The organism is Cupriavidus sp. SZY C1, from assembly GCF_032190535.1.
Lineage (GTDB): Bacteria > Pseudomonadota > Gammaproteobacteria > Burkholderiales > Burkholderiaceae > Cupriavidus > Cupriavidus pauculus_C.
Genome location: NZ_JAUANU010000013.1, coordinates 135,176 through 157,082 on the forward strand (window position 1 = coordinate 135,176; position 21,907 = coordinate 157,082).

Genomic DNA, 21,907 nt, shown 5'->3' on the forward strand with positions numbered 1-21,907 from the left:
GTCAGCCGTGCCACTGGCTGGCAAGGGCCTCCCGCGCGCGGCGCGTGGCGCCACGGTTCTCGCCATGCAGGCGGCTGCGCAGGTCGCGGTGCGGATCGGCATCGATATCGTCCAGGGCTTCCTGCAGATGGCGGCGGACCGTGGCCAGGTCGTCGGCCGATGGCGTGGCGGCCGGCTGCACGGGAATCGTGCGCCAGAGCAGCCCCAGCGTGGCGTAGTTGTCGAGGTCATAGGCCATCGGCGGCACGGTGGCCGCGAATGCTTCCAGGTCCTCCACGCTGCGCAGCGTGATGCGCGCGGCGGCTTCCTTGCCCATCGCGTGCACCTGCACGGCGGGGTCGTGCAGCGCGAGGATGCGGTTGGCCTGGTAGCCGTGCGCCAGGAACGCGCCCGACATGGCCTTGCCGACCAGCAGCGCGATCACCGGATGCCCCTGCAGCCGGGCCGTCGCGTAGGCCGCGGCGGCGCTGGCCAGCGCCTGGTGGATGCCGAATGCTTCCTCGCGCCGACCGTAGGCCTGGCTGGGCGTGTCGACCACGGCGACGATGGCGCGCTTGACCGGCCGGTCGCGGTCCGCGTCCACCACGTCATGCACGGCGCGCGCCAGCGACCAGCCTTCCAGCAGCCCCACCTCGCCCTGGCGGGCGCGCGGGAATGGGCTGGCGGCGTCTGGCACCACGGCGATCAGGCGCGCGGCGCGGCCGGCGATCTCGGTATCGGCCACCTGCACCGACGGCGGATAGCCGGGCAGCCGGGGGGCGGCGCCGGCCAGCGCGGCCAGCCACGCCGCGCCACGGCTGGGCAGATGCGGTTCGCTCATTGTCGTTCTCCATAGAGCCGGCGCACGGTGGCCGGATCGGGCTGATGCACGGCGTCGGCCGCGGCGTAGGCGGCCATCCGTTGCAGGTAGCGGTCGTAGTCGTCGCTGCGCGCGGCCGGCGTGGCCGGGGCTGCAACCAGTTCGGCCACGGTGTCGCGGATGACGGCCGCGTCGTCGTCGACGTAGCGGTCGGCCAGCCCCGTGGCAAAGCGCTGCTCGCCGCCGGTAAGGCCCCAGATGAAGGGGCGGTCGCGCGAATCGTATTCGCCGATGCCGGCTTCCTGCTCGATCACGGCCGGGCCGTTCAGGCCCAGGCGCGCCTCGCGCGTCACCACCAGCGCGCTGCACAGGCCGGCCGCGATCGACATGCCGCCAAAGCAGCCCACCTGTCCGGCAATCACGCCGATCACGGGCTGGTAGCGGCGCAGGTCGACAATGCCGGCGTGGATCTCGGCAATCGCGGCCAGGCCCAGGTTGGCCTCCTGCAGCCGCACGCCGCCGGTCTCGAACAGGATGACCGCGCGCATCGGCACGCCGCGCCGGTTGTCCTCGGCGGCCAGCTCCAGCGCGCCGGCAATCTTGGCGCCGCCCACTTCGCCCAGGCTGCCGCCCTGGAACGCGCCCTCGATGGCCATGACCACCGTGGGCAGTCCGTCGACCGTGCCCTTGGCCACGATCACGCCATCGTCGCCCTGCGGCACCACGCCCTGGCGTTCCAGCCACGGCGAGGTCAGGCCGTCGAACGGGCCGGCCAGTTCGCGGAAGCTGCCGGGGTCCAGCAGCGCGCGGGCGCGTTCGCGGGCGCCCATCTCGACAAAGCTCTCGCGGGAAAGCAGCGTGGCGCGGGTCATGTCGGCTCCTTGCTGTCCAGGGCCTCGAACGCCTCGGCCAGCCGCATGCCCACCACGCCCGGTGTGGCGCCGAAGTCGTGGATGCGGATCTTCATCGCCGCGCGCGGCTCGGCGCTGAAGACGCGGGTGAGCTGGGCGTCCCAGACGCGCGCGTAGCCGTTGACCGACGTGGTGACGTCGATCAGCGTCTTGCCCGCGTCGCCGGGCTCGATGATGACCTCCAGGTCGCCGGACCCCACCACGCCCACCAGCACGCGGCGTGATGCCGGGTTGCCGGCGGCGTATTCGAAACGGAGCTGTTCCATCAGATGTCTCCAGATTGCACGGCCGGAAGCCGGTCAAGGAATAGGGTGGCGGCCAGCAGGTCGGCCGCGCCGCCGGGCGATGCGTGCCGCGCCTGCATCGTGGCTTCCAGGTCGTGCAGCCGGCGCCGGCCCACCAGCGTGCCGATGCCGCCGGCTTCCAGCACCGCCTCGGCGCCGGCCTGCACGTCGTCCAGCCCGGCCCGGCCCGCGCGGGCCAGCACGCAGGTGTCGTCGAGCCGCGCCATGATGGCCAGCAGCGCGTTGACCTGCGCCGTGGGCTCGGCGTCGCCGCGCGCGCGGGCATCGCGCAGCGCCGGCAGGCCGATACCCGTCACGTGCGGAAAGCCGGCCTCGGCCTGCTCGCGCGCGCCGCCCACGCCGTAGGCCGCGCAGGCCAGCTCGCCCTTGTTGCCGGTCTGGGCGGGGCGATGCCGGTCGGGCAGCCGCGCGATCACGGCGGCCATCTGCACCACGGCCTTGGCGTGCAGCCGCGCGCCATCGGTCTTGCCCAGCCAGCCGGCCGCGCCGGCCAGCAGGCCCAGCGCCCAGATGGCGCCGCGATGGGTGTTGACGCCGCCCGTGGCGTGCAGCATCGTCGCCTCGGCGTCGCGGCCCAGCGCGCCCAGCCGCTCGCGCAGCGTCACGTCGATACGGGGTGCCTGCCGGCCTGCGCGCGCCATCGCGGCAAAGCCGTCGCGCAGGCTGCGCGCGGAGGCCAGCATCAGCGGCAGCGTCATGTCGGCGTGGGCGCCGTTGCCGCGCGCATCCACCAGCCCCGGCTTGGGCGCCAGCGTGGCTTCGTCGACGAGTACCGCCACGGCAAGGTCGCCCAGCGCCTCGGCCATGCCGTGCGCCACGGGCGGGCGCGCTGCCAGGGTCGCCATCATCACCAGCTCCTGAAGCGTGCGGGCGGGTTGTAGAGGCCGCCCGACCATTCGACCAGGTCCGCCATGCTGCGCGCGGCCAGCAATGACCGCGTGGCCTGGGCGCGATGCACGCCAAGGTCCTCGGGCAGGGCAATCAGCCCGTCGCTGCGCATCTGGCGCGTGGTGGCCGGGTCATGCTTCATGCCGATCGGCGTCACGCCGGCCACGGCGGCAATCATGCGGCGGCGCTCTTCCAGCGAGCGCGCCTTGTACAGGTAGGCGATGCCTTCCTCGGTCAGCACGTGGGTGACGTCGTCGCCGTAGATCATGACCGGGGCCAGCGGCATGCCGCTGTCGCGCGCCACCTGCACGGCGTCCATCGATTCGACGAAGGTCGGCTTGCCGCCGGCCTGGAACGTTTCCACCATCTGCACCACGAGCTTGCGGCCGCGGGCCAGCGGGTCGTCGGTCTCGATCAGGTCCAGCCAAGCCGGCGTGGCATGGCGGCGGCCGCCGGGGTTGTGGCCCATGTTCGGCGCGCCCCCAAAGCCGGACAGGCGCCCGCGCGTGACCGTCGACGAATGGCCGTCGCCGTCGATCTGCAGCGTGGAGCCGATGAACAGGTCCACCGCGTACTGGCCGGCCAACTGGCAGAACGCGCGGTTGGAGCGCATGCTGCCGTCGGCGCCGGTGAAGAACACGTCGGGCCGCGCCGCCACGTAGTCCTCCATGCCCAGTTCGCTGCCAAAGCTGTGCACGCTTTCCACCCAGCCGGACTCGATGGCCGGGATCAGCGTGGGGTGCGGGTTCAGCGTCCAGTACTTGCAGATCTTGCCCTTCAGGCCAAGCTGCTCGCCGTAGGTGGGCAGGATCAGCTCGATGGCCGCCGTGTTGAAGCCGATGCCGTGGTTCAGCGACTGCACGTTGTGGCGCTCGTAGATGCCGCGGATCGCCATCATCGCCATCAGGATGTGCACGGGCTTGATGAGCCGGGGGTCGCGCGTGAACAGCGGCTCGCAGAAGAACGGCTTGTCGGACTGCACGACGTAGTCGATCCAGGACCCCGGAATGTCCACGCGCGGCAGGTCGGCCGGGTCGTCGACGATCTCGTTGACCTGCGCGATCACGATGCCGTCGCGGAACGCCGCGGCCTCCACCAGCGCCGGGGAATCCTCGGTGCTGGGGCCGGTGTACAGGTTGCCGTGGCGGTCGGCCTTGTAGCCGGCCGTCAGCACGATGTGCGGCGTCAGGTCCACGTACAGCCGCGAGTACAGCTCGATGTAGGTGTGGATGGCGCCCACTTCCAGCAGGCCGTCTTCCAGGAACTGCGAGATCCGCACGCTCTGGGCGCCGGCGTACGCGAAGTCGAGCTTGCGGGCGATGCCGCGTTCGAACAGGTCCAGGTGTTCCACCCGGCTCACGCTCGGGATGATCATGTGCAGGTCGTGCACGCGCGCCGGGTCGGTCTCGGCCAGCGCGCGGGACAGGAAGTCGGCCTGCTTCTGGTTGTTGCCCTCCAGCACCACGCGGTCGCCCGGGGCGGTGATCGTCTCCAGGAAGCGGACGATGTCTGCCGTGGGCACCACCTTGCCCGTGGCGATCTGTGCGCCCAGGGCCTGGCGGCGCCGCTTCTCGGTGCGGCGCGTGTCCCATTGTCGTTCCGGTATCGGGTTCAGCATGACATCTCCGGTGTGCTGCGGTCGTTACCGGAAAGATAGGCCAGGCCGGCCGGGCGGAACAATCAACGTCGGCGACGGATCATTACGGCCGGCGTAAATGTGATGGCGGCGGCGCTGGGCGCGGCGCTCGTCAGGCGGGCTTGCCGGCCGGCGTCAGCATGCGGCAGACGGCCGCCAGCGCCAGCAGGTTCGGGTCGCGCTCGCGGCGGCGCAGGAACGACAGGCCGATGGTCTGCTTCATGCCGTAGTCGGCCGTCAGCGGCACGAACGCCACGTTGCGCGCGAATACGTCGCGCACGCGGCCCGGCAGCAGGGAGTAGCCGATGCCGCCGCCCACGAGGTTCATCAGCGAGAAGATGTCGCCCACCTTCATCACCACGTTGGGCGTGAAATCGGCAATGCGGAACGCTTCGGCAAAGCCGCTCGACGTCACGAAGCCGTCGCCCAGCGACACGAACGGCTCGTCGCGGCACTGGCGCAGGTCGATGGCGTCCAGCCGGGCGTACGGGGAATCGGCCGGGGTGGCAAAGAAGATGTCGTCCTCGAACATCGGGATCGACTCGATCTCGGCGCTGGGCTCGGGCATGCCCATCAGCGTGGCGTCGATGGTGCCCTGGCGCAGCTTGTCCAGCAGGTCGGCGTTGGAGCCCAGCACCAGCTCGGTCTGCAGCTCCGGGCGGCGCATCTTGATGCCAATCACCACCTGCGGCACGGTGCGGATGGTCAGCGAGTAGAGCGAGCCGATCTTGAGCTGGTCGGCCGAATAGCCGGCCGCCTCGCGCGTGACGCGCACGCCGTCGGCCATGGTCTTGAGTACGTCGCGCGCCACGTCGGCCAGCACGTGGGCGGCCTCGGTGGGCAGCAGGTTGCGGCCCTCGTGGCGGAACAGCGCGCAGCGCAGCCCCTCTTCCAGCGAATGCAGCGCCCGGTGCACGCTGACCGTGCTGATCTCCAGCGTCTCGGCGGCCTTGGCCAGGTTGCCGGTCTCCATGAAGGCGAGCAGCGCTTCGAGTTTGCGGAAGGTGATGTCTTCGCTGATGCGTTCGGGCATGGGGGCGGCGGCCGGAGGGTGCGGGACAGGCCACGATGATCGCACACCGGCGCCGCGCGTGGCGGCCATTTGTGTCGCCGCATGTCACCGGCCCGGCGTGACATGCCGTGACATGGTTTGCAGGGCGACAACGCGGGGCGGGCCGCCTAGAGTTCAGCCCGTCGATTCCCGACCCGCCGCCCAGGCATGGCGCCTGCGTCGGCAACCCAACGGAGTGTCACCATGAAGAAGATGATCGCAGTCATGATCTTGTGTATTGTTTCGGCAGGCGCCAGCGCGCAGGGCCTGATGGGCGGCGGCGACCGCATGGCGCGGACCGAGCAGGTGCTGTCGCAGTTGCAGGCGCGCTTTGCCAGTGCCAACACCACGCACGACGGCCGGCTGACGCGGACGCAGGCCCAGGCCGGCATGCCGATGGTGGCGAAGCACTTCGACGAGATCGACACGCACCACGCCGGCTTTGTCACGCTGCCGCAGGTGGAGGCGTTCCTGGCGCAGCGCATGCGGCAGCGCTGAGGCCGCGCCGGCAAGAACAAGAACCGGAGACACGCCATGGAGCAGGGACACCGGATCATCGTGCTGGACGACGAGGCGGAGCTGCGCAACATGCTGCAGCGCTTTCTGACGGGCCACGGCTTTCAGGTGCGCGCCGTGGCCGACGGCAAGCAACTGAACCGCTACCTGCAGCGCGAGCCGTACGACCTGCTGGTGCTGGACCTGATGATGGAACCCGAGGACGGCCTGACGATCTGCCGCCGGCTGCGCGCCGAGGGCCAGACGCTGCCGATCCTGATGCTGACGGCCAAGGGCGAGCCGGCCGACCGCGTGGTCGGCCTGGACACTGGCGCCGACGACTACCTGGCCAAGCCGTTCCTGCCCGACGAACTGGTGGCGCGCATCCGCGCGCTGCTGCGGCGCCAGAAGATCGCGGCGGGCGATCCCACCGTCACCAGCCAGACGCTGAGCTTCGGCGAATTCCGCTTCGACGTGGGCAAGCAGACGCTCACGCGCGCTGGCGAGCCGGTGGCGGTGCATTCGGCCCAGATGCTGCTGCTGCACGCGCTGGGCTCGTCGCCCAACCGAGCGGTCAGCCGCGAGAACCTGCTGGCCCGCGCGCGCGGCCGCGACCACGACGCGCTGGACCGCAGCATCGACGTGCAGATCCTGCGGCTGCGCCAGATCGTGGAGGAAGACCCGTCCAGGCCGCGCTTCATCAAGACGGTCTGGGGCGTGGGCTACATGCTGGTGGCGGGCGTGGACGCGTGATGCGGCGCCTGCTGCCCCGCACGCTGCTGGCCCGCAGCATCGGGCTGCTGGTGATCCTGGTGGTCGTCACGCAGGCGTGTTCCCTGTTCGTGCTGCTGCATTACGTGCAGCGCCCGCGCGTGGAGCGCGCCGCCACGGTGTTCTCGCAGTACATCGCCATGATGGATCGGGCGCTGCACGACATGGCGCCCGCCGAGGGCCGCGCCGCGCTGGCCCGCATCGGCGGGCAGGCCGATCCGCCGCCCCACGACCCGCCCGGCGCCGACATGGCGCATCCGTTCCGTACCTGGCAGCGCGACGTCTTCATGCAGGCGCTGCGGCGCCACCTGGACCGCGATACCGACGTGCGCTGGCAGAGCGGCGGCGACGAGGAGAAGATCTGGATCCAGGTGCATGCTGCCGGCCATCCGGCCTGGATCGGCCTGCCGATGACGGCCGACGCGCAGGCCAGCGGCATCACGGCCGCCATTGCGCTGTCGGCGGCGCTGGCCACGCTGGCGGCGCTGACCGGCTACCTGCTGCAGCGCCACATCAACCGCCCGCTGCGCGACCTGGCGCAGGCGGCGCGCGAGATTCACGCTGGCGCGCTGCCCGCGCCGCTGCCTACCAGCGGGCCCACCGAGATTGCCGAGGTCAGCCGCGCCTTCAACGACATGACCGATGCGCTGCGCCAGGCCGAGACCACGCGCGCGCTGATGCTGGCGGGCGTCTCGCACGACATCCGCACGCCGCTCACCAAGCTGCGGCTGGCCATGGCGATGGCGCTGCCGCGTGGCACCGACGACGCCTTCGTGGGGTCCGTCGAGGGCTATCTCGATCACATCGACACGATCCTCCAGCAATTCATGGACTACGCCGGCAGTGGCGAGAAAGAGGTGCCGCAGCCGGGCGACCTGAACGCGCTGGTCAGCCAGCTTGCGGCCGATTTTGCCGGGCTCGGGCATGAGTTCGCGCTGGAGCTGGGGCCGCTGCGGCCCGTGGCGTACCGCCCCACGAGCATGCTGCGGATGCTGATGAACCTGATGCAGAACGCGGTGAAGTACGGCAAGACCGGCCTGCTGGTGCGCACGTGGCAGGACGACGCCCGCGCCCATGTAGCGATCTGCGACCGTGGCAGCGGCATCGGCGTGGCTGAGCTGGAGCGGCTGCGGGAGCCATTCAGCCGGGGCAGCAACACGCAGGGCGAAGGCGGCACCGGGCTCGGGCTGGCCATCGTCGACCGCATCGCGCGGATGCACGGCGGCGCGCTGACGTTCCACGCGCGCGAGGGCGGCGGGCTGGCCGTGGTGGTGTCGCTGCCGGCGTGACATGGATTGACATAGTTCCTGGCTGGCTTGTGGCGCGGCTTCGTCCAATACTGGGTCTGCCCGGCACCGATGTCCGGTGCCACCCGAACCGGCAACTACCCAGCAAGGAATCCATCATGACCCACGTGCTCCACACCCTTTCCCGCCGCGCCAGCCACCTCGCCGTAGCCGCCGTGGCCGCCACCACGCTGCTGATGGCCGGCGGCGCATCGGCCGCGACGATGATCGCCGAGGCATCGGTCCCGGCATCAATCGCCCCGGTGCGGCCGGACGTGGTCTACGTGCGCGGCTTCGACGCCGACGCGCGGCAGGTGAAGGTCGACGGCACGATGGTCCACCGGCTCAAGGCGATGGCCACGGGCGACAACGCCGGCAGCGAGTCCACGCAGGCCGCCGACACTGCGCGCAACGCCGCGGCCGACGAGATCGTCAAGCAACTCCAGGCGCGGGGCCTGCACGCGGTGCGCCTGGACGGCCCGGTGCCGGCCGACGCCAACGCGGTGATCGTCGAGGGCCGCTTCGACCAGATCGACGAAGGCATGCAGCGCCGCCGCACGCTGATCGGGCTGGGTGCTGGCCAGAGCGACGTGTCGGCGTCGGTGCAGGTGCTGTACCAGCCGGCCAACGCCGCCGCCGTGCCGCTGGCGCTGTTCGACACCCATGCCGACAGCGGCCACATGCCCGGCATCGCCGAAGTGGCGGGCGTGGGCGCCGCCGCCAGCCACGTGGCGCTATCGGCCGCGGCCGGCGTGGGCGTGCATGGCGCCACCGAAATCAAGCGCGACAGCGTGCAGGCCGAGGCGCGGCGCGTGGGCGATGCGGTGGCCACCCAGGTGCTGGCCGTGCTGGGCCAGGCGCCGGCCGCAGGTGCCGCGCGGCTCTGAAACCCGCGCCCCGGCAGGCAAAAGGGACGCCCCGGCGTCCCTTTCCTTTTCCTGATCGCTCAGATACATTGGCGTCTCGTGATCTGTCTGAAATGCCGTGAAACACTACACACGCGAAAATTTCCAGCTTACGCAAAGTGTTGGCTTTCACCTGAACCGGGCGCGCAACGGCCTGCTGATGGAGATGGATGCCGCGCTGCGCCCGCTGGACATCACCGCCCAGCAAATGGGCATCCTGCTGTCGCTGCTGCGCGGGGTGGCCAGCACCCCGCTGGAGGTCAGCCGGCTGCTCGGCATCGACACGGGCCTGATGACGCGGATGCTGGACAAGCTGGAAAACAAGGGCCTGCTCAAGCGCGAGCGCAGCGAGGACGACCGGCGCGTGATCCACCTGATCCTGTCGGCCAAGGGCAGGGCGGTGGCCGCCCAGGTGCCCGAGATCGCGCCCGAGGTGCTGAACCACCGGCTGCGCAATTTCTCCGTCGACGAATTCAACGAGTTCATGCGCCTGCTGCGCAAGTTCGCGGACGGCGAGTAGGCCGTCCGCACGCGGTCAGGCGGCCGGGGCGGGCTTGCGCACGGTGAAGTCGGCCGCGAACGCCACCGCCATCGCCACCGCGCCGCAGGCAAAGATCAGCGCGTGGTTCTCGTGGGTGTGCGAGAACAGCCAGGCGTAGCCATAGCCGCCCACGGCCTGGAACAGCGCGAACGACGCGGTGGCGCGGCTCCACGCGGCGCGTTGCGCCACGGGGTCGTGCGGCAGCAGTTCCTGCACGCGGCCGAGCACCATCGGCACGATGCCGGTGGTGCAGGCGCCCAGCACCAGCGTGGCCGTCCAGAGCGCCGCCGGCGCATGGCACAGCGCCAGCATCGCGGCGGCCAGCCCCTGCAGCGCCATCGCGATGCGGTAGCCGTTGCGATAGCCAAGGCGCGGGCCGATCCAGCCGGTCAGCAGCGGCCCCGCAATGGCGGCCACGCCGTACAGCACCCAGTAACGCGCGCCCACCGCCGCACCCTGCCCCAGCCCGCGCGCCACGAAGTCCACGAGCAATACCATCGCCGGCACCAGCCCGAGCGCGTTGGCCGCGTACTGCACGTAGATCACGCGCAGCGCGTGGCGCTGGCCGGACAGCGCGCCGTCCGCCGCATGGTGTCCGGCCGCGGTGGCGGCGGGCATGGCCGGCGGCGTATCGGCGGCGAACCAGCCCGTCCAGCTCAGCGCGGTGAGCACCAGCGCGACGGCGCCGAGCCCGAACCACGTGGCGCGCAGGCCGAGCGTGAGCAGCTCCGGCACCAGCGTGCCCGACGCGGCAATGCCGAGCCCCAGCCCCAGGAAGATCATCCCGCTGACCAGCCCGCGCCGGCCCGGGGCGATATGCGGCAGGATGGCCGTGGCCACCAGCACCATGATCGCGCCGCCCGACAGCCCCGACAGGAAGCGCCAGACGAAGAACCAGCCCACCGACACCGGGAACGCGCACGCAAAGAACGCGGCAGTGGCCGCGACCATCAGCCAGCGCAGCGCGTGGCGGTTCGACAGCCGCGCGGCCAGCGGCCGGCCCAGCAGCGCACCGGCCAGGTAGCCGGCAAAGTTGGCCGCGCCCAGCGCGACCGTATCGGCGGCGCTGAACCAGTGGGCCTGGATCAGCGACGGTATCAGCGGGGTATAGGCAAAGCGGGCCAGGCCGATGGCGACAAGGCTGGCGCACAGGCCCGCAAATGCGGCGTGCAGGGCGCGGGCGTCGAGCGTGCGGCCATCGGGCACGGGTGGATGGGAAGCGGTGGCGGGGGCATCGGCGGACATGGGGTTCCTTCGGCTGGGTCAGGACGAGTGCCCGCGCCACGTGGCGGGTGGCCGCGCGGGACGTGCACGTCGGGATAGGGGGAGTGGAGGCTAGCGGGCGGGCAGGCCCAGCGACGCCAGCGCGGGCCGCACCGCCGCCTCCAGCAGCGCGCGGTCCGGCATCACGCGCGACAGCACACGCATGCCCACCTGCAGCGACAGCAGCATCGCGGCCGCCTCGTCGGGGTCATGGCCGGGCGCGATGGTGCCGTCGGCCTGCGCGCCGCGCACGGCGCGGGCAAAGAAGTCGCGCAGCAGCGATAGCTCCTGCGCCACGGCGGCCTGGAGTTCGGGATCGTCGTTCGAGGCTTCCAGCGCCGTGTTGATCAGCATGCAGCCCCGGTTCGGCAGCTCGGTGGCGCCGCGCTCGACGCTTTCGGCAAAGAACCGCACCAGCGCCTGCGCCGGCGCGAAACCGGCCTCGATGCGCGCGATGCGCTCGCGCAGCGTGCGGTTCAGGTAGTCGTCCAGCGCCTGCAGGAAGAGCTGGCGCTTGTCGCCAAACGCGTTGTACAGGCTGGGCTGGGTCAGGCCCATCGCCTGCGTCAGCTCGCGCGTGGACGTGGCGTGGTAGCCCTTGGCCCAGAACGTGTGCTGGGCGGCCGACAGCGCGGCGTCGGCGTCGAATTGGCGGGGTCGTGCCATCGCATCCCTCGTTTTGTATCGATCAGTATGAAACCGTGGAAGCGATTATAGATCGATCGATACAAAACGCAAGGCGGAGGCAGTGACCCCGCCGGCGGCAGGGGCAAGGCAGGGTCAGCCGCCGATGGCCACCTGCCGCGCGGCCACGTTGCGCGCCAGCGCCGCGTCATGCGTGACCAGCATCAGCGCGCAACCGCGCTCGGCCGTGGCCTCGACCATCAGGTCGATCACCTCGCGCTGCGTGAGCGGGTCAAGCCGCGACGTGGGCTCGTCGGCAAACAGGAAGACCGGGTCGACCAGCAGCGCGCGCAGCAGCGCAAACCGTTGCAGCTCGCCGCCGGACATGGCCGCCGGCCGCCGCTCCAGCAGCGCCGGGCGCAGGTGCATGCGCGCCATCAGCGGTGCGATCCGGCTGGGCGGCATGCGGTGGCGCGCGCACAGGTCGTGCAGCGCGCGGCCCATCGTGCGCGCGGGCGCAAAGGCCGAGGCAGGGTCCTGGTACAGCTTCTGGAAGCGCTCGCGCGCTACCTGCGGCGCGCGGCGCACGGTGCCGGCATCGGCGGGCAGCAGGCCGAGCAGCACGTTGCCCAGCGTCGACTTGCCGCTGCCGCTCGGGCCCGTCACGGCCAGCCGCTCGCCGGCGCGCAGCGTCAGGTCGATCTGCCGGAACAGCGGCCGCCCGCCAAGCTGCTTGGCGAGGCCGCTGGCGTGCAGCACCGTGTCGCCCGTGGCGGGATGGGGCCGCGCCGGCCACGCGTCGGGCGCGGCGGCCAGCAGCGTGCCCGTGTACGGATGGCGCGGCGCGTGCAGCAGGTCTGCGGCGGGCCCCTGTTCGACGATCTGGCCGTCGCGCAGCACGGCCACGTCGCCGCCCAGCGCGCGGGCCACGGCAAGGTCGTGGGTGATGGCCAGCACGGCGCAGCCTTCGCGCAGCGCGGCCTGTAGCTGGGCGATGACCGCGTCGCGCCAGTGCGGATCGAGCCCCTTGGTCGGCTCGTCGACGATCAGCACCGGCGCGCGGCCGGCCCGCGTGATTGCCAGCGCCGCGCGCTGCGCCATGCCGCCGGACAGCGTGCCCGGCCAGGCGTCGCCGGCCTGCGGCATGCCCAGCGCGGCCAGATCGTGCGCGGATTGCTGCCACGCCGCGCGCCAGGACTGGCCGCCGACCAGCGCGTGCGTCTCCGCCAGTTGGCGGCCCAGCCGCATGGTCGGGTCCAGCGCCAGCGCGGGCTCCTGCGGCAGCAGCGCCAGCCGCCGGCCCCAGGCGGCACGGCGCGCGCGTACGTCCATCGCCGCGAAGTGCCGCTCGCCCAGCGTGATCCGGCCGTCCGCGCGCAGCCCGCGCGGCAGCGTGCCGAGGATGGCGTGGGCCAGCAGGCTCTTGCCCGCGCCGCTTTCGCCGATCAGCGTCAGCGCGCGGCCGGCCACGAGGTTGAACGAGAACGGCCCGATGCGCGGCCCGGTGGCGCTGCCGACGGTGAGCGCGTCCACGCGCAGCAGGATGTCGGACGCCGGCGTCATGGCACGTCTCCCTGCGCGTCGTCGCGCCCGCTCAGCAGCAACAGCGCCAGCGTGGCCAGCGTCAGCACGACGATCGGGCTGGCGATGATCCACGGCGCCTCGGCCGCGTAGGGCAGCAGTTCGGTCATCATCAGTCCCAGTTCGGCCTGCGGCGGCTGCGCGCCGAGCCCGACAAAGCCCATGGCGGCCAGCGCCAGCACCGCCGCGCTGGCGCCAAAGCACATCAGCGTGGCCAGCAGCGGCAGCAGCGCGGGCAGCACGTGGTGGCGCAGGATGTAGGCCGGGCCGAAGCCGAGCAGCCGCGCCGCTTCCACATGCGGGCTGGCCAGCACCACGCGCGCGGTGGCGCTGGTCAGCCGGAAGTACTCGACCCAGAGCACCAGCGACAGCCCCACGTAGAGCGGCCAGTACGCGCCCGGCGCAAACGCGCTGAGCAGCAGCACCAGCAGCAGGCCGGGCAGCGCCAGCACCGTGTCGGCCAGCCCGTTGGCGATGCGCAGCAGCCAGCCGCCGCGCCACGCGGCAGCCAGGCCCAGCAGCGTGCCCGGAATGGCCGCCGACAGCGCGCTGGCCAGCGCCAGCCCCAGCGACAGCCGCGTGGCACTGGCCAGCCGGGCCAGCATGCTGCGGCCCAGGTGATCGGTGCCCAGCGGCTCGCGCCACGCCGGCCCCTGCAGGATCGCGTACAGGTCCTGCTCGAACGGCGCGCGCGCCGCCAGCCATGGCGCGGCCACCGCGAACGCCAGCAGGCAGAGCAGCAGGGCAATGCCCAGACGGCGGCGCGTCACCATGACGCCCCCCGCGCAACGCGCACGCGCGGATCGATCCACGCGCAGGCCAGGTCGACCAGCGCATTCAGCGCGACGAACAACAGCCCCATGACGATGGCCGTGCCCTGGATCATCGGAATGTCCCGCCCGAAGATCGCGTGGACCAGCGCATGGCCGATGCCGGGCCACGCGAACAGCGTCTCGATGACCACCACGCCCTCCACCAGGTAGACCAGTTGCACGCCCAGGTAGGCCACCAGCGGAATCGCGGCGTTGCGCACGCCATGGCGGTACAGCGCCTGCGCGTCGCCCAGGCCCTTGGTGCGGGCAAACTGGAAGTAGGGCGCGGCCGTGACCGACGCCATCGCGTGGCGCGCCACGCGCATCGCCGTGGCCGACAGCCCCAGGCCCAGCGTCAGCGCCGGCAGCAGCAGCGTGCCGTGGGTGTCGTGGCCGCCGGCCGGCACGAGGTTCCATTCGATGGCCAGCACGCTGACCAGCACGATGCCCAGCACGAACGGCGGCAGCGCGCGCAGCAGCACCGACGCCACCAGCGTGGCGCGGTCCGCCAGCCCGCCCGCGCGCAGCCCGGCCGCAAAGCCCAGCGGCACGGCGATGGCGCACGACACGGCTAGCGCGGCCAGCGCCAGTTGCAGCGTATGGCCGAGCTGATGCGCGATCTCGTCGGCCACGCGCGCGCCGGTCACCACGGACACGCCCAGGTCGAACCGCATTAGCTGGCTCCACCATTGCAGCAGCGCGTGCGTCCACGGCTGGTCCAGCCCCAGCTCCGCGCGCACGGCCTCGGCGGCGGCCGTGGTCACCATGTCGTAGCCATAGCGGCCGGCGGCAATGCGGTAGGCGATATCGCCCGGCAGCAGCCGCATCATCAGGAAGCCCAGCGTGCCGACCAGCGCGGCCACGACCAGCGCCTGCATCGTCCGCTGCAGCACGATGCGGCCGACCAGCGATCCGGGCGCCGCCATGGCGCGCGGCTGGTCCGAGGGTTCGCCCGGCAGGGCCGCCACGCGATCGGTCATCGGTTCCACTCCATCTGTGTCAGGCGGTACGTGCGTTCGAACGGGTCGATCGACACGCCGCGCAATTGCGGGCTGGCCGCCAGGGTCTGGCGATACCAGACCACGGGAATCAGCGGCAGGTCGCGCTGCAGCGTGCCGGCGACGGTGCGGCGCAGCGCGGCCGCGTCGGCTTCGCTGGCGGCGGGCAGGGCGGCCAGTGCATCGGTCACGTCGGGTGCGCGCCAGTGCATCGGACCCCAGTCGCCGCCATCGCCGGCCCGGCCGCCGAGGTCCTGCGCCACGGTGCCGAAGGCGTCGGGCACCACGCCGTAGTTGCGTGACATCAGCGCCATCTCCAGCGAGCCGTCGCGGTGGCCCAGCGGAATCTCGCTGGAATTGCCGACCGCCACGCGCACGGCGATACCGACCTGGCGCAGTTGCTCCTGGATGGCCGTGGCGATGACCGGCAGTTCGGGGCGGTCCGGGAACGAGCGCAGCGTCAGGGCGAAGCGATCGTCGCCGCGCCGCAGCGTGCCGTCGGGCCCGGGGCGCCAGCCGGCGGCGGCAAGCAACGCGCGGGCGCGGGCCGGATCGGTCGGCAGCGGCGGCAGCGCCGGGTCGTGCCAGCCGGGCAGCGCGGGCGGGAACAACTGCGCCGCCGCCAGCGACCGGTCGCGCAGGATGGCCGTGGCGATGCCGGCACGGTCGAGCGCGAGCGACATCGCCTGCCGCACGCGCACGTCGGCCAGCAGCGGATGGGCGGCATTGAGCTTGAGCACGGTCGTGCGCGGCAGTGTCACCGCGCGCAGCCGCACGCTGGCGCGCTGCGCCAGCCGCACCACGCTGCCCGGATCGAGCCCGTAGGCCAGGTCGGCTTGGCCGCCCTCGGCCATCAGCGCGCGCATCTCGGCACGGCCGACGGACAGGTAGCTGGCCCGCGCGATGGCCGGACGCGCGCCCTGCCAGCCGTCGAACGCGGCCACGGCAAAGCGCTGCGGCGGCTCCAGTTCGACGATCCGGTACGGCCCGCTGCCGACGATCGTGCGCACCGTGCCGTCTGGCCCGAACGCGGACGGCGCCAGCACCTGCGTGCTGCTGTGCGACAGCAGCGCCGGCAGCGGCGCGAAGGGCCGGGTCAGGCGGATGCGGATGGTTTCGGCGGGCGTGTCTGCCGCCGCGATGGCGGCGATTGGTGCCACGCCCAGCACGCCGGCCGCGTGGCGGGCGCGTTCCAGCGCCGCCGCCACGTCGGCTGCACGCACCGGCGCGCCGTCATGGAAGCGTGCGCCGGGGCGCAGCGTGAACGTCCACAGCAACTGGTCGGCGCTGACCGTCCACTGCCGGGCGAGCCCCGGCGCGGGGCGTCCGGCCGCGTCGTAGTCGACCAGCGTCTCGGTGACCTGCATCCGCGAGAACAGGTAGCCGTTGCGCAGCGGGTCGAGGCTGGACAGCTCCCACGGGCCGATCACGCGCAGCGTGCGGTCGGGCGCTACCGTGGCGCGGGCCGGCGCTGTGGCCAGCCACGGCGCCAGCGCGGCGGCGCCCAGCAGGCGGCGCCGCCGGGGGGATCGGGGCGGCATCGGCATCAGTAGCTGAGCCGCAGGCCCAGCCGCACCGTGCGGCCTTCGCCGGGGGCGATCCAGACGTTGCTGTACGAGCTGGCGTAGTAGGTGCGGTCGAACAGGTTGTTGACGTTCAGCGTCACGCGCACGGCCTTGCTGTACTGCCAGTAGGCCAGCACGTCGGCCAGCGTGTAGGCGGGCAGCGAGAAGGTGTCCTGCGTGTCGCCGCTGCGCGCGCCCACGTAGCGCACGCCGGCGCCCACGCCGTAGCGCTGGCCCACGGGCGCGCGGTCCTCGTAGATCGCCATCAGGCTGCCGCTGGTGCGCGGCACGTTGGCCAGCGGCGTGCCGGCGGCCAGCCGGGCGTCCTGCGTGACTTCGGCATCGGTGAACGCAAAGCTGCCGGTCACGCGCCAGTGGTTGCCGATGCGGCCGGCCACGTCCAGTTCCACGCCCCGGCTGCGGGCCTCGCCGGCGGCGATCTGGAACGACGTGTTGGCCGGATCGGTGGTCAGCACGTTGCGCTTGCGGATGTCGAACAGGGCCAGCGTGGCCGTGGTGCGCTGGTCGGTGGAGACGTACTTGACGCCGGTTTCGGCCGCGCGGCCGTGCTCGGGCGAGAACGCGTCGCCGCTGGCGTCGCTGCCGGGGTTGGGCCGGAACGACTTGCTGGCGTTGGCGAACAGCGACACCGTGGGCGTGGCCAGGTAGGTCACGCCGATGCGGGGCGAGAACGCGGTCTGGTGCTGGCTGGCGGTGCTGGCGCGCAGGCGGTTGTCGAGAGACTGGTTGTAGATGTCAAAGCGCGCGCCGGCCAGCACGCGCCACCGGTCGCCCAGCCGAAGCTGGTCCTGCGCGTACAGGCCGACGTTGGTCTGGCGCTCGTAGGTGCTGGTGTTGGGCAGCAGCGACGGCGGCGTCTGGCCGTAGACCGGGTCGTAGATGTCGATGGCGTACGGCGCGGCCGCCGTGGGGTTGCGCCGCAGCATGACCTGGGTGTTGCTGAAGCGGTAGGTATCCACGCCCAGCAGCAGTTCGTGGCCCACCGGGCCGGTGTCGAAGCGGCCGGTCACGTCGGCCTGCAGCGACAGGTCGTCGGACTGGAAGTCGCGGTAGCGGCGCTGGCGCGTCAGCGTGCGGTTGTCGGGCAGCAGCGCGGTGGCCTCGGTGGAGTAGCCCTCCAGCGAACCGCCGCGGTAGGCCATGGCCACGCGGCCCTTCCACCGGTCGGAAAACTCGTGCTCGACCGAGAGCTGGTGGGACTGGCTGTCCAGCCGGATGTCGCCGTCGCCGGGCTCGCCCAGGAAGCGCGAGCGCGGCAGCGCGTCGAGCCGGCCCGCGACGGCCACGATGCCGCGGTCCAGCGGCACGGTGTAGCGCTGGAACTCGGCGGTGTACTGGATCACGGTGCGCGGGCCGAGCATCCACGTGAACGACGGCGCCAGCAGGAAGCGGCGGCTGTTGACGAAGTCGCGCGTGCTGCCATCGTGCTCGGCCACGGCGATCAGGCGGCCGGCCACGTCCTGGCCCAGCGCGCCGGTGACGTCGGCCGACGCGCGGTAGCGGTCGTGGTTGCCCACCTCGAAGCCATAGGTCTGCGCCGGCTTGAACTGCGGTGTCCTGGTGACGAGGTTGATGACGCCGCCGGGGTCCGCGCTGCCGTAGAGCGACGATGCCGGGCCCTTCAGCACCTCGATGCGCTCGATGGTGGCCGTGTCGCGCGGGGCGGTGTAGCCGCGGTTGGCGGCAAAGCCGTTGACGAGGTAGCCCGCGCCGGTGTTCTCGTTGCCGGTGAAGCCGCGGATGGCGAAGTTGTCCCACAGGCCGCCCAGGTTGTTCTGGCGCGACACGCCGCTCACGTAGTCGAACGTGTCGTCGAGCCGCGTGGCCGCGGCGTCATCGATCAGCGTGCGCGGCACCACCTGTACCGACTGCGGCACCTCGAGCAGCGGCGTGTCGGTGCGCGTGGCGCCGGTGGCGTAGGGCGTGGTGGCGGCACGGACCGATACCTCGGGCAGGGTTTGATCCTCGGCGGCGCCGGCAAATGGCGAGGTGGCGGCGGTGGCGGCGAAGAAGAAGGCGGGCGGGAGGCGGCGTCCGGACATGGGCAGGCGAGGGCGTCGTTATTGCAACAGTGTTGCATTATTAACGAGACGCCCGCGTCACGCCAGCTTTTTTTCTTCAGCAAGGCCGGCATCGCGCCGGCCTTTTTCTTTGCCTGTCACCACACAGAAAGATTAAGCAAATGTGACGTTGTGGGAATTGTCTTACGAATGTTTCAGCAGCGGACTTCTGCTTTGGAAAGGTCGCAAAACATAACCTGCAACTACAGCAGGGCCACAACGCAATCCAGTGCAAGTCACACGGAGATTGCCGGGCCTGATCAGTATCCACCTCGAGAAAAGGAGCACGACATGATTGCAAAGAAGTGGCTGAGTGCAGCAGTTTGTTCGCTGATGGTTGCCGCCCCGGTGGGCGTGGCGTACGCACAGGCCGGCTCCAAGGCCGACTATGACGCCGCCGTGAAGCAGGCCGACGCGGACTACAAGACCGCCAAGAGCCGTTGCGACGGCCAGTCGGGCAACGCCAAGGACGTCTGCAAGGCTGAAGCCAAGCGCGACCACGACGTGGCCAAGGCCAACGCCGAAGCCAAGCGCGACGGCACCGAGAAGGCCCACGCCAAGGCCCTGAAGACCAAGGCCGACCGTGACTACGACGTCGCCAAGGAAATGTGCGACGACAAGAAGGGCAACGACAAGGACGTGTGCGTGAAGGAAGCCAAGGCTACCCACGAACGTGCCCTGAGCAGCGCCAAGGTCGAGAAGGCTGCCGCCACCGGCACCAGCACCGACGTGGCCGAGGCCCGCGCCGACGCCCGCAAGGACACCGCCGACGCCGCCTACAAGGCTGACAAGGAAAAGTGCGATGCCATGTCCGGCGATGCCAAGGACAAGTGCCAGGCCAACGTGAAGGCCAAGTACAACAAGTAATCCGTCATCCACAGTCCATCGCAAGGCGCCAGTCGGACGGCTGGCGCTTTGCATGATCCGCAGTCCACTGACACGAAGGAGCCAGATATGAACTGGGACCAGATCGAAGGCAAATGGGACCAAGCCAAGGGCAAGGTCAAGGAAAAGTGGGGCAAGCTGACCGACGACGACATCGCGGTCATCAACGGCAAGCGTGACCAGCTCGCCGGCCGTATCCAGGAACGCTACGGCTACACGAAGGAACAGGTCGAGGACGAGATGAAGGCCTGGGAGCGCGACACGCGCTGGTAAGCCACCGGGCCCGCAAGGGCCGGCTGGATGTCGTGCGCGGACACGCATGGCATGCACCAAGGGCGGCGGAGCTTCGGCTCCGCCGCTTTCCGTTTGTCTCCGCCCATGTCAACGGCTTGTCAAATTTGTAACGGCGTCAACGCGGAATATTTCGGCGCGTTACGAATGATTACGAGCGGGCCTGCTTCCCCACGACAAGAAAAAACGGCAGGCCGCCGGCTGCACCCGGCTTCGGGTCGCGGCACGCAGGGTCTACACCACGCGACCAGGTTCCGCAGAAGGACCGGCGCGCCAGACAGGGGAGCAGTCAGTCGTGCATGGGCCAGTATCGTGTCTGCAAGGGCTTGCAAAAGCCCGGGCAGGGGGAATCTTTGACTTTTTTCCGAGCCAGTACGTCCGTTACCTGACGGCCGTGGCGTCGGTTTCCAGGTTTTGTTATCCGGTGGGCAGCCGCAAATGGCTGTCGCGCCGCATCAAGCTCGTCGCGCTGTCGGCGCTGCACGGGCGGATCGCGCGGCCGTGGCTGCGGGCGGCGGCGTCGTGCGCGCTGCTGCAGCGCGTGGTGACCGCGCGGCCGGTGCTGCTGGAACGGCCGTACCGGCCGCTCGGCGCCAACGGGCTGTGCTTTGCCGAGCGGGCGCGGCTGGTGCTCGATCACTACGCGGCCGTGCGCGACACGCTGCCCGTCTGCGTGTGCGACAGCGTCTACCTGTCCGGTGGCATGACACGGTCGTTTGCCGAGGGCGCCTACACGCTGCGGCTGGCCGATGCCGGACAGAACACGCGCGAGGGCGAGCTGGCGTTCTACTGGACCGATACGGCGACCGGCGCCTGCCTGTCGCAGCTCTCCTTCTATCTGCGGCGTGGCGCCGACGGCCCCGAGATCTACATCGGCGGCCTGCAGGGGCCGATGCATGACGCCAGCCTCGACTGGATCCGCGCGTCCACACGTGCCTGCGAAGGGCTGCGGCCCAAGGATGCGGTGATGCAGGCGCTGTTCGGGTTTGCCCGGCGCATTGGCGCGCGCCGCATCGTCGCGGTCTCGCGCGCCAACCACGTGGGACGGCACCGGCTGCACGCGCGGCAGATCCAGTGCGACTACGAAGGCTTCTGGGCCGAGTACCACGGCGCGGCGCTGCCCGATGGCAACATCGAGATGCCGGCGCAGCCGCCCGAGCGCGACATTGCCGAAATCGCCTCGAAGAAGCGGTCGGCGTGGCGGCGCAAGCAGGCGCTGGCGGCGTTGATCCGCGATACGGTGGCCGATGCGCTGCACCCGGCGTCCCACGCCGCCGGCAACGACGACGGCCTGCCGGCCATCGTCCCGGCCGCCTGATCCCTGGCGGCCTGCAGGGCGAAACGGCGCGGCGTAAACCCTAGTAGTCTAGCTACCTAGACTTTTACTAGAGTCCGGTATCGGCCCTCCCGCCACGCGTGCCGCGTGCGGCGGGGGGCTGCCTGCCGCCACCGATGCCGGACGCCAACGAACTCCTTTCCCGCAGCCGCGAACCCGTCTACCTGCAGCTCGCCACCATCTTTCGTCGACAGATCGAAAGCGGCGCGTGGCAGCCGGGCGAGCAGATTCCGTCGCTCGACGCGCTGTGCCGCCAGTACGGCGTGGCGCGCATGACGATGCACCACGCGCTGTCCCAGCTCGATGCCGAGGGCCTGGTGGACCGCGCGCGCGGCCGGGGCACCTTCGTCAAGGCCGCCGGCCGGGCGCGCCGCCCGATGGCGCTGCCGACGAGCTGGCACGAAGCCGTGGCCGTGGGCGGCCAGCTATCGACCGAAGCCATTGTCGAGTCGACGGCCGACGTCAGCCTGCCCGCCGACCTGGGCATGCTCTGCGACTGTCGCCGGGCCGACGCCTACCACTTCCTGCACCGCGCGCACCGCGTGGACGGGCGGCCGTTCGCCGTGGGCGAGGTCTACATTGCCGCCGATGTCTTTGCGCGCGAGCCCGAGGCGTTCCGGCAGGGCGCGTCGGTGCCGGTGCTCGACCGGTTTCCGGGCCTGACGGTCAGCGCGGCGCGCCAGCGGCTGACCATCGTGCCGGCCGGCGCCGAGGCCGCGCGCGCGCTGGCGCTGGCCGTGGGCGCGCCGGTGGCCGAGCTGCGCCGCTTCGCGTGCGTGGACGACGTCATCGTCTATTACGCACGCATCGAATTCCCCACCGAGTACGTCTGCTTGGACTTCGACCTGCTCGCCAACCCTTCCTGACACCGCCAACCCGTACG

The 21,907-nt window shown here is 71.3% G+C and carries 22 protein-coding genes; 9 read left to right on the forward strand and 13 right to left on the reverse strand.

Annotation, left to right across the window (positions count from 1 at the left end):
- Position 1: 1 nt before the first annotated feature.
- The 6 genes from mdcE to QTN24_RS19630 form a co-directional block, all read right to left on the reverse strand.
- Positions 2–820 carry a biotin-independent malonate decarboxylase subunit gamma gene (mdcE, locus tag QTN24_RS19605; RefSeq protein ID WP_313839138.1) on the reverse strand — a complete coding sequence of 273 codons (819 nt, stop codon included), beginning with the start codon at positions 818–820 and terminating at the stop codon, positions 2–4.
- Complete coding sequence (locus tag QTN24_RS19610) at positions 817–1,671, reverse strand: biotin-independent malonate decarboxylase subunit beta (RefSeq protein ID WP_313839140.1); 855 nt, start codon at positions 1,669–1,671, stop codon at positions 817–819. Before QTN24_RS19610 ends, mdcE begins: the two co-directional genes overlap by 4 nt.
- Positions 1,668–1,976, reverse strand: coding sequence for a malonate decarboxylase subunit delta (locus QTN24_RS19615; protein WP_124685552.1), 309 nt, complete (start codon positions 1,974–1,976; stop codon positions 1,668–1,670). Before QTN24_RS19615 ends, QTN24_RS19610 begins: the two co-directional genes overlap by 4 nt.
- Positions 1,976–2,860 carry a triphosphoribosyl-dephospho-CoA synthase gene (locus QTN24_RS19620; RefSeq protein ID WP_409559060.1) on the reverse strand — a complete coding sequence of 295 codons (885 nt, stop codon included), beginning with the start codon at positions 2,858–2,860 and terminating at the stop codon, positions 1,976–1,978. Before QTN24_RS19620 ends, QTN24_RS19615 begins: the two co-directional genes overlap by 1 nt.
- Positions 2,861–2,862: 2 nt before the next feature.
- A complete protein-coding gene (gene mdcA / locus QTN24_RS19625; protein WP_313839146.1) occupies positions 2,863–4,521 on the reverse strand; it encodes a malonate decarboxylase subunit alpha in 1,659 nt (552 codons plus the stop codon).
- A 130-nt stretch (positions 4,522–4,651) separates the two neighbouring features.
- Positions 4,652–5,572: a LysR family transcriptional regulator gene (locus tag QTN24_RS19630; protein ID WP_124685549.1), complete on the reverse strand. Its 921-nt coding sequence runs from the start codon at positions 5,570–5,572 to the stop codon at positions 4,652–4,654.
- A gap of 222 nt (positions 5,573–5,794) precedes the next feature.
- On the opposite strand from QTN24_RS19630, the gene QTN24_RS19635 reads away from it, so the two are divergent.
- From QTN24_RS19635 to QTN24_RS19655, 5 genes are all read left to right on the forward strand, one after another.
- Positions 5,795–6,088: an EF-hand domain-containing protein gene (locus QTN24_RS19635; protein ID WP_313839147.1), complete on the forward strand. Its 294-nt coding sequence runs from the start codon at positions 5,795–5,797 to the stop codon at positions 6,086–6,088.
- A 36-nt stretch (positions 6,089–6,124) separates the two neighbouring features.
- On the forward strand, positions 6,125–6,838 hold the full coding sequence (locus QTN24_RS19640) for a response regulator (protein WP_124685547.1): 714 nt from the start codon (positions 6,125–6,127) through the stop codon (positions 6,836–6,838).
- Positions 6,838–8,145, forward strand: coding sequence for an ATP-binding protein (locus QTN24_RS19645; RefSeq protein WP_313839149.1), 1,308 nt, complete (start codon positions 6,838–6,840; stop codon positions 8,143–8,145). Before QTN24_RS19640 ends, QTN24_RS19645 begins: the two co-directional genes overlap by 1 nt.
- A 116-nt stretch (positions 8,146–8,261) precedes the next feature.
- A complete protein-coding gene (locus tag QTN24_RS19650) occupies positions 8,262–9,029 on the forward strand; it encodes a DUF4410 domain-containing protein (protein WP_313839151.1) in 768 nt (255 codons plus the stop codon).
- Between the two features lie 97 nt (positions 9,030–9,126).
- On the forward strand, positions 9,127–9,567 hold the full coding sequence (locus QTN24_RS19655; RefSeq protein WP_313839153.1) for a MarR family winged helix-turn-helix transcriptional regulator: 441 nt from the start codon (positions 9,127–9,129) through the stop codon (positions 9,565–9,567).
- A gap of 15 nt (positions 9,568–9,582) precedes the next feature.
- Here QTN24_RS19655 and QTN24_RS19660 read toward each other — a convergent pair whose 3' ends face one another.
- From QTN24_RS19660 to QTN24_RS19690, 7 genes are all read right to left on the reverse strand, one after another.
- A complete protein-coding gene (locus QTN24_RS19660; protein WP_124685543.1) occupies positions 9,583–10,833 on the reverse strand; it encodes a YbfB/YjiJ family MFS transporter in 1,251 nt (416 codons plus the stop codon).
- A 90-nt stretch (positions 10,834–10,923) separates the two neighbouring features.
- The gene (locus QTN24_RS19665) at positions 10,924–11,517 is read right to left on the reverse strand and encodes a TetR/AcrR family transcriptional regulator (protein ID WP_313839156.1); all 594 of its coding nucleotides are present in this window, start codon (positions 11,515–11,517) and stop codon (positions 10,924–10,926) included.
- A 114-nt stretch (positions 11,518–11,631) separates the two neighbouring features.
- Positions 11,632–13,038: an ABC transporter ATP-binding protein gene (locus QTN24_RS19670; RefSeq protein WP_313839158.1), complete on the reverse strand. Its 1,407-nt coding sequence runs from the start codon at positions 13,036–13,038 to the stop codon at positions 11,632–11,634.
- Entirely contained in the window at positions 13,035–13,829 is a 795-nt protein-coding gene (locus QTN24_RS19675; RefSeq protein WP_313839160.1) for an ABC transporter permease subunit, read from the reverse strand. Before QTN24_RS19675 ends, QTN24_RS19670 begins: the two co-directional genes overlap by 4 nt.
- Entirely contained in the window at positions 13,823–14,794 is a 972-nt protein-coding gene (locus QTN24_RS19680; protein WP_409559061.1) for an ABC transporter permease, read from the reverse strand. Before QTN24_RS19680 ends, QTN24_RS19675 begins: the two co-directional genes overlap by 7 nt.
- Positions 14,795–14,844: 50 nt before the next feature.
- Entirely contained in the window at positions 14,845–16,407 is a 1,563-nt protein-coding gene (locus QTN24_RS19685; RefSeq protein ID WP_313839162.1) for an ABC transporter substrate-binding protein, read from the reverse strand.
- Positions 16,408–16,412: 5 nt separating this feature from the next.
- Positions 16,413–18,494: a TonB-dependent siderophore receptor gene (locus QTN24_RS19690; RefSeq protein WP_313839164.1), complete on the reverse strand. Its 2,082-nt coding sequence runs from the start codon at positions 18,492–18,494 to the stop codon at positions 16,413–16,415.
- A 312-nt stretch (positions 18,495–18,806) separates the two neighbouring features.
- On the opposite strand from QTN24_RS19690, the gene QTN24_RS19695 reads away from it, so the two are divergent.
- The 4 genes from QTN24_RS19695 (at position 18,807) to QTN24_RS19710 (ending at position 21,890) form a co-directional block, all read left to right on the forward strand.
- Positions 18,807–19,379 carry a hypothetical protein gene (locus tag QTN24_RS19695; RefSeq protein WP_124686696.1) on the forward strand — a complete coding sequence of 191 codons (573 nt, stop codon included), beginning with the start codon at positions 18,807–18,809 and terminating at the stop codon, positions 19,377–19,379.
- An 87-nt stretch (positions 19,380–19,466) separates the two neighbouring features.
- Positions 19,467–19,670, forward strand: coding sequence for a CsbD family protein (locus QTN24_RS19700; protein WP_124685537.1), 204 nt, complete (start codon positions 19,467–19,469; stop codon positions 19,668–19,670).
- A 442-nt stretch (positions 19,671–20,112) separates the two neighbouring features.
- Positions 20,113–21,006, forward strand: a complete 894-nt coding sequence (locus tag QTN24_RS19705; protein WP_313839167.1) for a DUF535 family protein — start codon at positions 20,113–20,115, stop codon at positions 21,004–21,006.
- 134 nt (positions 21,007–21,140) lie between these two features.
- Complete coding sequence (locus QTN24_RS19710; RefSeq protein WP_313839169.1) at positions 21,141–21,890, forward strand: GntR family transcriptional regulator; 750 nt, start codon at positions 21,141–21,143, stop codon at positions 21,888–21,890.
- Positions 21,891–21,907 lie beyond the last annotated feature (17 nt).